The sequence below is a fragment of the Cryobacterium psychrophilum genome (genome assembly GCF_004365915.1).
Lineage (GTDB): Bacteria > Actinomycetota > Actinomycetes > Actinomycetales > Microbacteriaceae > Cryobacterium > Cryobacterium psychrophilum.
The window spans coordinates 1,990,650-2,003,544 of sequence record NZ_SODI01000001.1 but is presented as its reverse complement, the minus strand read 5'-3'; the positions used below and the strand labels follow the sequence as shown (position 1 = coordinate 2,003,544).

General features: G+C 65.6%; 12 protein-coding genes and 1 pseudogene. 9 read left to right on the top strand and 4 right to left on the bottom strand.

Annotated elements, in window-relative coordinates:
• Nucleotides 1-15: 15 nt before the first annotated feature.
• The 8 genes and pseudogenes from rpsF to EDD25_RS17765 form a co-directional block, all read left to right on the top strand.
• Nucleotides 16-366 (top strand): annotated as a pseudogene (gene rpsF / locus EDD25_RS17770) (30S ribosomal protein S6); the annotation flags it as partial.
• 315 nt (nucleotides 367-681) lie between these two features.
• On the top strand, nucleotides 682-1,194 hold the full coding sequence (locus tag EDD25_RS09370) for a single-stranded DNA-binding protein (RefSeq protein WP_134173037.1): 513 nt from the start codon (nucleotides 682-684) through the stop codon (nucleotides 1,192-1,194).
• Between the two features lie 48 nt (nucleotides 1,195-1,242).
• Complete coding sequence (rpsR, locus tag EDD25_RS09365) at nucleotides 1,243-1,506, top strand: 30S ribosomal protein S18 (protein WP_035835236.1); 264 nt, start codon at nucleotides 1,243-1,245, stop codon at nucleotides 1,504-1,506.
• Between the two features lie 11 nt (nucleotides 1,507-1,517).
• Entirely contained in the window at nucleotides 1,518-1,967 is a 450-nt protein-coding gene (rplI, locus tag EDD25_RS09360; RefSeq protein ID WP_134173036.1) for a 50S ribosomal protein L9, read from the top strand.
• 413 nt (nucleotides 1,968-2,380) lie between these two features.
• Nucleotides 2,381-3,754 carry a replicative DNA helicase gene (gene dnaB, locus EDD25_RS09355; protein ID WP_134173035.1) on the top strand — a complete coding sequence of 458 codons (1,374 nt, stop codon included), beginning with the start codon at nucleotides 2,381-2,383 and terminating at the stop codon, nucleotides 3,752-3,754.
• A 48-nt stretch (nucleotides 3,755-3,802) separates the two neighbouring features.
• Complete coding sequence (locus EDD25_RS09350; RefSeq protein ID WP_134173034.1) at nucleotides 3,803-4,465, top strand: response regulator transcription factor; 663 nt, start codon at nucleotides 3,803-3,805, stop codon at nucleotides 4,463-4,465.
• Nucleotides 4,462-5,370, top strand: coding sequence for an ATP-binding protein (locus tag EDD25_RS09345; RefSeq protein WP_134173033.1), 909 nt, complete (start codon nucleotides 4,462-4,464; stop codon nucleotides 5,368-5,370). Before EDD25_RS09350 ends, EDD25_RS09345 begins: the two co-directional genes overlap by 4 nt.
• A gap of 72 nt (nucleotides 5,371-5,442) precedes the next feature.
• On the top strand, nucleotides 5,443-5,610 hold the full coding sequence (locus EDD25_RS17765) for a hypothetical protein (protein WP_198418872.1): 168 nt from the start codon (nucleotides 5,443-5,445) through the stop codon (nucleotides 5,608-5,610).
• A gap of 202 nt (nucleotides 5,611-5,812) precedes the next feature.
• Here EDD25_RS17765 and EDD25_RS09335 read toward each other — a convergent pair whose 3' ends face one another.
• Nucleotides 5,813-6,643, bottom strand: a complete 831-nt coding sequence (locus EDD25_RS09335) for a COG4705 family protein (protein ID WP_198418871.1) — start codon at nucleotides 6,641-6,643, stop codon at nucleotides 5,813-5,815.
• Nucleotides 6,644-6,759: 116 nt separating this feature from the next.
• Between EDD25_RS09335 and allB the strand changes: the two genes are divergently transcribed.
• The gene (allB, locus tag EDD25_RS09330) at nucleotides 6,760-8,133 is read left to right on the top strand and encodes an allantoinase AllB (RefSeq protein ID WP_134173032.1); all 1,374 of its coding nucleotides are present in this window, start codon (nucleotides 6,760-6,762) and stop codon (nucleotides 8,131-8,133) included.
• Nucleotides 8,134-8,135: 2 nt separating this feature from the next.
• On the opposite strand, the gene xdhC is transcribed toward allB, so the two are convergent.
• The 3 genes from xdhC to EDD25_RS09315 are packed head-to-tail and all read right to left on the bottom strand — an operon-like array spanning nucleotide 8,136 to nucleotide 12,833.
• Entirely contained in the window at nucleotides 8,136-8,957 is an 822-nt protein-coding gene (gene xdhC, locus EDD25_RS09325) for a xanthine dehydrogenase accessory protein XdhC (protein WP_134173031.1), read from the bottom strand.
• Between the two features lies 1 nt (nucleotide 8,958).
• Complete coding sequence (gene xdhB / locus EDD25_RS09320; RefSeq protein WP_134173030.1) at nucleotides 8,959-11,334, bottom strand: xanthine dehydrogenase molybdopterin binding subunit; 2,376 nt, start codon at nucleotides 11,332-11,334, stop codon at nucleotides 8,959-8,961.
• Nucleotides 11,331-12,833 carry a xanthine dehydrogenase small subunit gene (locus tag EDD25_RS09315; protein WP_134173029.1) on the bottom strand — a complete coding sequence of 501 codons (1,503 nt, stop codon included), beginning with the start codon at nucleotides 12,831-12,833 and terminating at the stop codon, nucleotides 11,331-11,333. The genes xdhB and EDD25_RS09315 overlap by 4 nt, the downstream gene beginning before the upstream one ends.
• Between the last annotated feature and the right edge of the window lie 62 nt (nucleotides 12,834-12,895).

Genomic DNA, 12,895 nt, shown 5'->3' with positions numbered 1-12,895 from the left:
GGAGGTGGGTTAGTCATGCATCAGTACGAACTTATGGTTATCCTCGATCCCGAGCTCGATGAGCGCACCATAGCTCCCAGCCTTGACAAGTTCCTCAACGTTGTTCGCAACGATGGCGGAACCGTTGACAAGGTTGATGTCTGGGGTCGCCGTCGTCTCGCTTACGAGATCAACAAGAAGACCGAAGGCATTTACGCCATTGTCGACTTCACCGCGAACGCCGACGCAACGGTCGAGCTCGATCGTCAGCTGAAGCTGTCCGAGGCCGTCATGCGCACCAAGGTGCTCCGCGCCGAAGAGGGCATCGCCCAGGTGATCGTTGCAGGCAAGCTTGCCGCCGAGAAGGCCGCCCGCAAGGCAGCCAACCCGAAGGTAATTGCCGCCAAGGCCGAAGCCGTCGTAGCCGCACAGGCTGCCAAGGTTGCCGCTGCTGCGAAGCCGGTTGTCGTCGAGGCTCCTGTCGCGAAGGCTGCCCCCAAGGTTGAGGCTCCGGCCGAGACCGAGGCCGCTGCCGCTGCCGCTGCTGCCGTCAAGGCCGAAGCCGCTGCTACGAAGACGGCAGCTAACGTTGCCGCCAACGTTGCCGCACTGGCCGCCAAGATTGCCGCTTCTGCGAAGCCTGCTGCCAAGGTCACCGAGGCTCCGGCCGACGCGACCGACAAGGCAAGCGACAAGTAGACCATGGCCGGCGAGACCGTAATCACCGTGGTGGGCAACCTCACCAGCGATCCGGAACTGCGTTACACGCAGAACGGGCTGGCGGTTGCCAACTTCACCATCGCATCCACTCCGCGCAATTTCGATCGCGCAACGAGTGAGTGGAAAGATGGCGACGCGCTGTTCCTGCGCGCGAGCGTTTGGCGTGAATTCGCCGAACACGTGGCCGGTTCACTGACCAAGGGCTCGCGTGTCATTGCCTCCGGGCGTCTCAAGCAGCGTTCGTATGAGACGAAGGAAGGTGAAAAGCGCACGAGCATGGAGCTCGAGATCGACGATATTGGTCCTTCGTTGCGCTACGCCACCGCCTCGCTCACTCGCGCGCAGTCGTCAGGTCCTCGCGGCGGCACTCCCGTCGCGCAGGGCAGGGACGAGCCATGGGCTCCGACCGCTCCCGCTGCATCCGGCGTCCCCGCCGCATCCGGTGGGGACGTCTGGAACAGCCCGGGCAACTTCAGCGACGAGACACCCTTCTAAGCCGAGCCTTGGGCCTGGCTAAAAACTCTTAAGAAAGCAAAGGAAATCATGGCTGGAAAGTCGAGCGGCGACCGCCGCAAGCCGCTCCGCGGTGCTAAGGGTGGCAAGAACGCTGCCCCCGCGAAGTCGATCCGGGTAGGTGTCATCGATTACAAGGATGTCCCCACCCTTCGTAAGTTCATCTCCGAGCGTGGAAAGATTCGCGCACGTCGTATCACCGGCGTCTCCGTCCAGGAACAGCGCCTCATCGCGCGTGCCGTCAAGAACGCCCGCGAAATGGCTTTGCTGCCTTACGCTGGCTCAGGCCGGTAGGGAGCCCACACATGTCGAAATTGATTCTGACGCATGAGGTTTCTGGCCTCGGTGCACCCGGCGACGTCGTAGACGTCAAAAATGGGTTTGCTCGCAACTACCTCGTTCCGAAGGGCTTCGCTATTGCGTGGACCCGCGGTGGCGAGAAGCAGATCGAGCAGATCAAGGCAGCCCGCGCAGCGCGCGAGCACGCCACCCTCGAAGAGGCACAGGCTCTCAAGGTTGCCCTTGAAGCCGCCAAGATCACGCTGGTCGTCAAGGCCGGCGCTGGTGGGCGTCTCTTCGGTTCCGTCAAGACCGCTGATGTTGCTAACGCAGTTGCAGCAGCCGGTCTTGGTGCTGTCGACAAGCGCAAGATCGAGCTTTCCTCGATCAAGCTCACCGGCCAGCACAAGGCGACTGTTCGCCTTCGTGACGAACTGAGTGCAACGCTCACCCTCGTGGTGGTAGCTGCAAAGTAGTACGATAAACCCGGTAGCGGAGCGCCCCCAGTGGGGTTCTCCGCTACAGGTGATTAAGGGCCCTGATGTGCACGCAAGGGGTTGTTTTATGCACAGGTGTGCAGCCTTATGACGAACATTCAAGCCAAGGTTGAGACTACTTTTCCCACAGCCATGTGGAAAGTCTTAACCCCTGGTCAAGCACGGTTTAATTTGGAGTTTTCCAGACTTATCCACAAGTGAGTGCACAGGTTGTGCACACGTAACGCGGCGTTTTGCCCAGATTACTCACAGAGTTATCCACAGGGTCGTTTGTTTGCCGCCCGGCGCAGATTTAGTGTGGGCGAGCGCCGAGCTTGACGTTGTTGGTGCGTCGGGGCTCGCTGTCAGTGGCTTCTGATACACCTGAAAATACGCGAAGAGAGAGGTGCCGAGTGTCAATTGCACAGCTGGGCCTGGCCACGCCGAAGACTTCGGAGCCACGCCAGACCGAACGAATGCTGCCGCATGACCTCCTTGCGGAGCAGAGTGCCCTCGGTGGAATGATGCTGAGCAAAGACGCCGTGGCCGACGTCGTCGAGACCGTGCGGGGCGGGGACTTCTACGTTCCCAAACACGAGATCATCTTCGACGCCATCCTCTCGCTCTACGCGCAGGGTGAACCCACCGACGTCATCACGGTCACCGACGAGCTCACCAAGCTCGGCGAACTCACCAGGGCCGGTGGTGCCGACTACCTGCACACGCTCACGAGCCTCGTTCCCACCGCCGCCAACGCCGGCTTCTACTCCACCATCGTGGCCGAGCGCGCCCTGCTCCGCCGCTTGGTCGAAGCAGGCACGCGCATCGCCCAGATGGGCTATTCCGGAGAGGGCGAGGTGCTCGACCTCGTCAACACGGCCCAGGCCGAGATCTATGCCGTCACCGGCGGCACACAGACCGAAGACTACGTTCCGCTCACCGACGCCGTCACGGCCGCGATTGAAGAGATCGAGGCGGCCAAGCTCAAGGACGGCCAGATGAGCGGCGTGCCCACCGGCTTCGCCGACATGGACGAGCTGACCAACGGCTTCCATCCGGGCCAGCTGATCATTGTGGCGGCCCGACCCGCGCTCGGAAAGTCCACCCTCGCCCTCGACTTCGCCCGTGCTGCGTCCATCAAGCACGACATGCCCAGCATCTTCTTCTCGCTCGAAATGGGACGCAGCGAAATTGCGATGCGTCTGCTCGCCGCCGAGGCATCCGTTCCCCTGCAGAGCATGCGTAAGGGAACGGTTGAGGCCAGGGACTGGACCACCATTGCCTCCACGCGCGGTCGCATCAACGATGCGCCGCTCTACATCGATGACAGCCCCAACATGACCCTGGTCGAGATTCGAGCCAAGTGCCGTCGCCTCAAGCAGCGCATCGGGCTCAAACTCGTGGTCATCGACTACCTGCAGCTCATGACGAGCGGTAAAAAGGTCGAGTCGCGTCAGCAGGAAGTCAGTGAGTTCTCGCGTGCGCTCAAGCTCATGGCCAAGGAGCTTCAGGTTCCCGTGATCGCCCTGTCCCAACTGAACCGTGGCCCCGAGCAGCGCGCCGACAAGATGCCGGCCATTTCCGACCTGCGAGAATCCGGTTCGCTCGAGCAGGACGCCGACATGGTCATCCTGCTGCACCGCGAGAGCGCCTACGAGAAAGACAACCCGCGCGCCGGCGAGGCCGACCTCATCGTCGCCAAGCACCGTAACGGACCAACGCGCACCGTCACCGTGGCCTTCCACGGCCACTACTCGCGCTTCGCCGACATGGTCGCCGGCGGCTAATCACCCTGGCTGGGGTCCATGTGAGTTCGCGGTGCGTACGATGGCGACATGGCACTGGTCGGAGTTTGCGAGGATGATCCCCAGATCCGCCGCCTGCTCCGCGAGGCGTTGACGCAGGGCAACCACACCGTGGTGATGGCGCACAACGGTCAGGAGGCCTTCGGCCTGTTCGCCCATGAGGCGACCCTTGACGTGATCATCCTGGACATCGGCCTGCCGGATTCGGATGGGCGCGACGTGTGCCAGGCGCTACGCGCGGCCGGGCAATTCGCTCCCGTGCTCTTCCTCACGGCTCTGGGCGCTCTCAACGATGTCGTTACCGGCTTCCATGCCGGGGGAGACGATTACGTGACGAAGCCGTTCAAGATGACCGAAATACTGGTGCGGGTGGAGGCACTGTCCCGTCGACGACGCCCGTCACCCGAAGAGGACTCGGCTCTCCGCCTCGACCCGCAACGATTCTCCGTACGCTGCGGCACGGCCGAGGTGTCGGTCACCCCCACCGAATTTCGCATGCTCGCCGCCCTCACCGCACGTCCGGGCGAGGTTGTGCGTCGTCGCGACGTCGTGGCATCCGCCTGGCCGTACGGCGCCATGGTTCAGGAGAACACGATCGATTCCTACATGCGGCGCCTGCGCCACAAACTCACCGAGTTGGGTTCCCCGGTCGGCATCGAAACGGTCCGCGGCGTCGGATACGTACTTCGATGAGCCGCCCGCCCGTGCTCGAGGGTGAACCCGCGCAGGCCGGCGTCGTGATCGCCGGCGTCTCACTGACGCCCTACCGGGCCACCCAGGACCGCACCCTGCTCGCGGGTCTCGGTCTCGGCCTCGGCGTCCTGGTTGTGGCCGGGGTCAGCGCACTCACGGCCTGGGTCGTGCGGCGCGCCCTGCGCCCGGTCGCGGTCATGGCCCAGAAAGCATCGGAATGGAGCGAACATGACCTCTCGCACCGGTTTGACCTCGGCGAACCGCGTGACGAGCTGACCCAGCTCGGACAGGTTTTCGATGCACTCCTCGCGCGGGTGTCCCGCGCCATCCTGGCCGAGCAGCGCCTGAGTGCGGAGCTCGCTCACGAACTGCGCACACCCCTCACGGTCGTGCGCGCCGAGTCAGAGCTGGCCACCCTCGACCCCCACCTGCCCCGCGAACAGCGGGCACGGTTCGAGCGCATCATCGAGTCCGCCGACCAGGTGCTGACCGCGGCGACGACGGGCATCCGTTCTGACGAACGAACGGTCACCGTCGCACCGTCGACCGGGCTTGAGCTCGCGGTACCGCAGGCCGTCGCGGTGCGGGCGCTCGCGCCGCTGATCGAAAACGCGCTGCGGTTCAGTCGCTCCGCCATCAGCGTGTCCGCCGTGGAGTGCGGGGACCTGGTCCAGATCCGTGTCGTCGACGACGGCCCGGGTCTCGGTATCGATCCGAGTGACCTCTTCTCGCCCGGCATTCGCGCGGCCAATGGCCCCGGCCCCGGCGTCGGCCTCGGTCTGGCGCTGGCCCGGCGCCTCGCTCGCGCCGCCGGGGGAGACGTTGACGTGCGACCGGGCGAACCGCGCACGACGTTTGTGCTCACCCTGCCGAGTACACGCCCAGTGGCCACGCGATCGAGGTAGTCAGGGTGGAGGCAGGTGGCCGGTTCTAGCGTTGTGAGATCCGCACACCAGAGCCTCGCGGAGGAGTCCGCATTGACCGACACCGTCCACACAACCACACAGCGCATTTCGCAAACAGATGCCCTCAGCAAGGTCCCCGAGATCACCGTGGCGTTCTGGATCACCAAGGTTCTCACCACGGGAATGGGAGAGACCGCCTCTGACTTTCTGGTCACCACCGTCGACCCGCTGCGTCGCTGAGCACGCCCTTGTCGTAGAGAGTGTTCGCCGCCGTGCTCGCGCTGCAATTTCGGGCCACGCGCTACCTGCCCGCGCTCTACTGGCTCGCGGTCGTGCTCGTGAGCGTGTTCGGTACGATCATCGCGATTCCTGCGCTGGTTTTCTGGAAGCTGCGACGTGGGGGGACCCTCGCCCTGACCGGGGCGATTGTCGTCTTCGTCGGCTACCTGGCCATCAGGAGCCGCGACCGGCGCTCGGACCTCGTGAAGGAGATCACGACGGCTACGATCACGGCCAGGAACAGCAGGCTGGTCCCAATCGTGCCGAGGCCCAGGCCGCCGTCACCGTGCGCCTGCGACAGGAGGTTTCCAACGGATGCGCCGAGCGGTCGGGTCAGAATGTAGGCCAGCCAGAAGGACAGCACCACGTTGAACGTGAACACGTAATGAGCGACAGCGACGAGGGCGATCAGGCCGGCAAACACCCCAACGGCCAGGGCGTAGCCCAGCTGGAGCCCCTCAGAAATGAGGTCTCCGGCCGCGGTCCCGAGGGCGAAGGTGAACAGAATCGTGAGCCAGTAGAACGACTCGCGCCTGCGCGTCAGGATCGTGTGGATGGACAGGGTGCGTTCACGGGCAAACCACACGGCGAATGTCCCGGCCAGAGCCACAGCGAACAGGGCCGTCGTTACCCAGAGCGGCACACCGAAATTGTCCACCAGGTTGTCGGTGAACAGGGTGCCGACGACGCTGATCAACACGACGGCGGTCCAGTAGAGCGAGGGCGTGTAACGTCGCGCCCGAAACTGGAGAACGAGGGAGGCGATGAGCAGAGTGCTCATGAACCACGTCGTGACCGAGAGACCCCAGTTGAGGGTTGTCGACAAGAGGTCCGCGCCGGTTTCACCGACGGTGGTGGCCAGCACTTTCACGATCCAGAAATAGATCGTGACCTCCGGCACCTTGTTGAGCATCCGAACCGCTGCGTTCGAGCGGGCACGGTCGGTCGGGCGGGCGCTGGCCTGGTTCCGAATGATGTCGTTGTGTGAGGTCATCCTGTGAGCATGGCTGCTCAGACCTGCACCGAACCTGATTGGCTTCCCGGCCGTGCTGTTGTGCGAGCGACCGCCCGATAGTCGCCGGGCCGACGCAACCCTGAGAGAGTAAGAACATGACCACTGACACGCCCATCCCCGGCCTCCCGAACGCGGGTGAGTACGACCTCGTTCTTCGTGGCCACCGGATCATGACCGCGGCCGGAGTGGCACCGCATGAGGTCGGCATCCGCGACGGCATCATCGTGGCCGTCGAACCGCTCGGTGCCGGCCTGACCGGAACGACACTCATTGAACTGGCGGACGACGAGACCCTGCTCCCGGGGCTCGTCGACACCCACGTGCACGTCAACGAACCGGGGCGCACCGAGTGGGAGGGCTTCGCGTCCGCCACGCGGGCCGCGGTTGCCGGCGGGGTGACGACCATCATTGACATGCCCCTCAACAGTCTCCCTCCGACGGTGACGGTCGACGCCCTGAATCTCAAGCGCAGCGTCGCCGAAGACCAGGTGTTCTGCGACGTCGGCTTCTGGGGCGGTGCCGTGCCGGGAAACCTGGCCGATCTGCATCCGCTGCACGACGCCGGCGTCTTCGGTTTCAAGTGCTTTCTGGCGGACTCCGGTGTGGAGGAATTCGCACACCTGTCCGTCCATGAGATGGATGCCGCCCTTGGGGAGGTGGCGTCCTTCGACTCGGTGCTGATCGTGCACGCCGAGGATGCGCACGCGATCAACCAGGCGCCGCCCGCCGGAGGGAACCGCTACGACACGTTTCTGGCGTCGCGGCCCCGTGCAGCCGAGAACCTGGCCATCGCCGAGGTCATCGAGCACGCGCGCACGACCGGGGCGCGAGCGCACATCCTGCACGTATCCTCGTCCGACGCGCTGCCGATCATTGCGGACGCCAAGCGCGACGGCGTGCGGCTCACCGTCGAGACCTGCCCGCATTACCTCACGCTCACGGCGGAAGAGATCCCGGATGGGGCCACCGCGTTCAAATGTTGCCCGCCCATTCGCGAAGCCGCGAACCGTGAGCTGCTCTGGCAGGGACTGCTCGACGGGACCATCGACTGCATCGTCTCTGACCATTCCCCGAGCACCCTCGACTTGAAGGACCTCGAGCGCGGCGACTTCGCCGTGGCGTGGGGCGGGGTGTCGTCACTGCAGCTGGGCTTGCCGTTGATCTGGACAGAGGCGCACCGGCGCGGAATCCCACTCGAACAGGTTGTGCAGTGGATGTCGGCAGCACCGGCTGCCATCGCCAGCCTCGCGCGTAAGGGTCTCCTGGCGGTCGGTCACCACGCCGACCTTGTCATTTTCGCCCCCGAAGACACCTTCGTCGTTGACGTGGCCAGGCTGCATCACCGCAACCCGATCACCCCCTACGCGGGCCGGACGCTTTCAGGGGTGGTACGCAGGACCTTCTTGCGCGGCACCGAAATTGACGGGCGAGAACCGAGGGGAACGCTGCTGCGCCGAGGCGAGGCGTAGCCTCACTCCGCCGTCGTGGCCGGGCTATCGCTTCGTTCAAAGAGGCGCAGCAGCTCGGCCGCCACGCTCACGGCAATGGCCGCCGGGTCCTTCGACGTGATCTGCCGGATTCCGATGGGGGTCTGGATGCGTTCCAGTTCCGCATCCGTGTGCCCCTCCGCCAGCAGGTGCACCCGAAACCGCGACCATTTCGCGCTCGATCCGATCAGGCCAATGGAACCCAATGCCCGGCGGCGGAGGGCGGTGTCGCACAGCACCATATCCTCGGCATGATCATGCGTCATGATCAGCAGGTGTGTGCCGGGCGGCAGCTCGTTCACAACGCTTTCCGGCGCGGGGGTGTGGTGAACGCGCAGCGTTGCCACGTTGCCCTGTAGAACGCGCAGGCGCGCCTCGGCGACCATGCTCGCGCGGGAATCAATGAGGTGAAGCTCAATGTCGTGGCGAACGAGGACCCTCGCGAGCTCGAGGCCGACGTGGCCGATACCGAACACGGCGACCGCGGGGATCACCCGGATTGGTTCCAGCAACATCGTGACCTCCCCGCCGCAACACTGCACACCGTGCATCGCCGGCGCCTTGTCGCTGAGCTGCAGCGTCAGCATGTCCGGTTCGGCCACATTCCGCGCAATCATGCCGCGGGCGTGTTCAATGGCCGTCACCTCGAGATTGCCCCCGCCGACGGTACCCCACATGTCGTCCGACGACACCACCATCTTCGCCCCGCTGGCGCGCGGAGCGTGGCCGCGCACCGATGCCACGGTGACGATCACGCCGGCCTGGCGCGCCGCACGCAGGCGCGTGAGGGCGTCCAGCCATTCCATGTCAGGCGTCCGCGAGGGCAGGGGAGAGCGTGACGTCGCGCTCGGCGTCCTGCCGGGCCCGCGTCAGCGCCCAATACACGGCTTCGGGCGTTGCCGGTGACGCGAGCTCGACGCTGTGCCCGGGGGCACCGAAGCTCGCGGCAGCCTGCCGGAGCGCTTCACGCACGCTGAACGAGAGCATGAATGGCGGTTCGCCGACCGCTTTTGAACCGTAGATCACGCCGTCTTCGGTCGCACGCTCCAGCAGCGTGACGTTGAATATCTGCGGCATCTCCGAGAAGCTGGGCAGTTTGTAGGTGCTGGCGGACTGGGTGAGCAGCCGCCCACGCCCCGGACCGTCGCTTTCGTCCCACCGCAGGTCTTCCAGGGTGAGCCACCCGGCACCCTGCACGAAACCCCCTTCGATCTGACCAATGTCGATCAGGGGGGACAGGGAATCACCCACATCGTGCACGATATCGACGCGACGAATCGTGTACGCCCCGGTGAAGCCATCCACTTCCACCTCGGTCGCGGCGGCACCGTACGCGAAATACTTGAACGGTTCGCCCTGCATTCGCTCGGGGTCCCAGTGCAGCCCCGCGGTGCGGTAGAAACCGGCCGCCCAGAGCTGCACCCGCTGCAGGTATGCGGCCCCGGCCACCTCGCCGAAGCTGAGGATGGCCGCGTTCGGTTTACCGAGTCCCGTGACCTGTCCCTGCGCAAAGCGCACGTCTGCGGCATTGACGCCGAGCAGGCCAGCGGCGACGTCGGCCATGCGCGAAAGAATCTGATCACAGGCATTCCTGATCGCCCCACCATTGAGGTCGGTCCCGGAGCTGGCGGCAGTCGCCGACGTGTTGGGAACCTTATCGGTGCGCGTGGGCGCCAGGCGCACCGCGTCGAGGGGGAGACCGAGCGCGGTCGCCGCGACCTGGAGCATCTTGGTGTGAAGACCCTGCCCCATTTCGGTGCCACCGTGGTTGATGAGCACCGACCCGTCCTTGTAGACGTGCACCAGCGCGCCGGCCTGGTTGAACGCGGCAAAATTGAAGGAGATGCCGAACTTGACGGGTGTCATGGCCAGGGCACGCTTCACGTGTGGGTGCGCGGCGTTGAACAGCGCGATCTGGCTCGTACGCGTCTCGAACTCGCTCGTCGTGGACAGCTGGTCCCAGACCGTCCCAAGCCGCTCCGCGTGGCGAACCGGCTGACCGTAGGGGGTCGACTGGCCGGGGGTGTAAAAATTCTGTTGCCGCAGCTGCGCCGCAGCCAGACCCAGCGCCGGAGCGCAGCGACCGAGTATATCTTCGATGACGAACATGCCCTGGGGGCCGCCGAAACCACGGAATGCCGTCTGCGAGGTCTTGTTCGTCTTCGCGACCCGACCGTGCACCTCAATGTCGGGGATCCAGTAGGCATTGTCGATATGGCACAGGGCCCGCCCGAGGACCGGTTCGGAGAGGTCGAGGCTCCATCCGCCATCCGCTGTCAGGGTCGCTTGCAGGCCCAGGACCCGGCCGTCCTCGCTGAAACCGACGCGCCAGGATGCGTGAAACGGATGGCGTTTTCCGGTCATGGTCATGTCCTGGGTACGATTCAGGCGCAGACGCACGGGCCGGCCGGTGAGGAGCGCACCGAGCGCCGCGACGGCGGCGAATCCGTGCGGCTGCATTTCTTTTCCACCGAAGGCACCACCCATGCGCAGGTTCTGCACCGTGACGGCGTTGCTGCTGAGACCGAGAACGTGGGCCACGATCTCCTGGGTCTCCGACGGATGCTGCGTGCTGCACTGCACGAAGACCTGCCCGGCGTCGTCGATCTGGGCGAGGGAGGCCTGCGTCTCAAGGTAGAAGTGCTCCTGTCCGCCGAACTCGGTCACGCCCTCGAACACCCGGGGGGCGGTGGTGAGCGCGGCACCGGCGTCACCCCGTTGCACGGTCCGAGCCATTCCCTGGAACGATTCGGCCCGGATGGCCTCCTGCACGGTCACGATCGAGGGCAGGGGTGCATAGTCGACCTCGACGGCCGCCGCGCCGAGCCGGGCGGCCTCGGTGGATTCCCCCAACACCCAGCACACGGCGTGTCCGAAAAACATTACCTCGGAGGGAAACAGCGGTTCGTCGCTCTTGATGCCGGCATCGTTGACGCCGGGCACGTCGGCAGCGGTGAGCACCCGAACCACACCGGGCACCAGCAGCGCCTTGTCGGTGCGCAGGCCGGTGATGCTGGCATGCGCGTGGCCGGCCTGAACCGGCCAAGCTGTCAGGACGCCGACCGTGTGCGCGGCCAGGTCGTCGGTGTACAGGGCCTTACCCGTCGCGTGTTGCGCGGCACTCTCGTGCGCAACGCTGCGGCCGACGGCCGACTCGGCGGGGCGGGAGGAGAGGGTGCTCATGAGACGGCCTCCTGGTCGAGAGTGACGTCGCTGTAGAACTTGAGCAGGGCCTGCTCGAGCATGGCGCTGCGATACCGGGCACTTGCTCGATGGTCGTCCATCGGGGTGCCCTCCGTGCCCAGCACGCGGGCCGCGTCAGCCGCGGTTTCACTCGTCCACGGCTGCCCCGTGAGTGCACGTTCCGTATCGTGGGCGCGCAACGGTGTGGCGGCCACTCCGCCGAGGCCCACTCGGGCCCGACGAACGACGCCGTTCTGTACGTCGATCGCGAAGGCAACAGCGACGCTCGAAATGTCGTCGAAGCGGCGCTTGGAGATCTTGTGGAAGACGGACAGCGTGGCAAGCGGCAGCGGAATGCGTACGGCCATGATGAGCTCACCCGGCCGCAGCACGGTCGTGCGATAGCCCGTGAAGTACTCCTCGAGGGCGACCTCGCGCTGACCGCTGCTGGAGGCGAGCACCAGTCGGGCGTCCAATGCGAGCAGCGCCGGGGGAGTGTCCCCGATGGGCGAACCCGTACCGAGGTTTCCGCCGAAGGTTGCCCGGTTGCGGATCAGCCTTGAGGCGAATTGGGGGAACATCCCGGCGAGCAGCGGCACCCGTCCGGCCAGGACCCGTTCTGCCTCGGACAGGGTTACGGCCGCACCAATCTGCACGAATTCGGCGCCGACGTCGACCCCGCGAAGTTCCGGCAGGGCATCGATGGCGATGACGACGGGGCTGCGCCGCCCGCGGAGGTTCACGTCAACCCCCCAGTCCGTCGACCCGGCGACCAGGACGGCGTCGGGGTGTTCGGCGAGGAGCCCCACGGCGCCGGCCAGGGTGGCCGGCCGGATGAATGTGCCGTCTGGTGCGGTCACGACCGTCGTCAACGGGCTGGCCGACGGACGGTCGCGGCGGGCGGCCAGTGCGTCGCCTGGGTCTGGTTCCCCGAGCGCATAGGCCGCGTCCCGGATGGGCCGGTAGCCGGTGCAGCGACAGAGATTGCCGCTCAGGGCGTGCAGGTCGAACCCGTTGGGCCCACGCTCACCGCATCCCTCCGTGCCGTCGAGATCTCCACCGTCGGCGGGGTGGCCAACGGGAGTGCTCTCCGTTCCCCGGCCACGGCGATAGAACTCAGCCGCCATGCTGCAGGCGAAACCGGGGGTGCAGTAGCCGCACTGTGACCCCCCGCGTTCGGCGAGTTCGACCTGGACCGGATGCAGGGTGCCGGGTGTCGCCAGGCCCTCGGAGGTCACGATCTCCTGCCCGTCCAGTGCGGCCAGTGGGAGCAGACAGGAATTGACTGCGGTCCAGGCGGTCCCGCCGGAGCCATCCGCCTGGGCCAGCATGATCGCGCAGGCACCGCACTCTCCTTCGGCACACCCCTCCTTGGCTCCGGAGAGCCCGCTGCCCCTCAGCCACTCCAGTGCGGTGGTGTGTGCTCGGCCGTCGAAAATGTCCCGAAGTTTCCCGTTCACGGTGACACTGAGATTCCCCGTTGCGCTCCGCGGTTCCATGGTTTTCCTTACTCTGGTCTCGCCTGTGACAACCAATCACCTACGTCTGAAGCGAGCCTAAC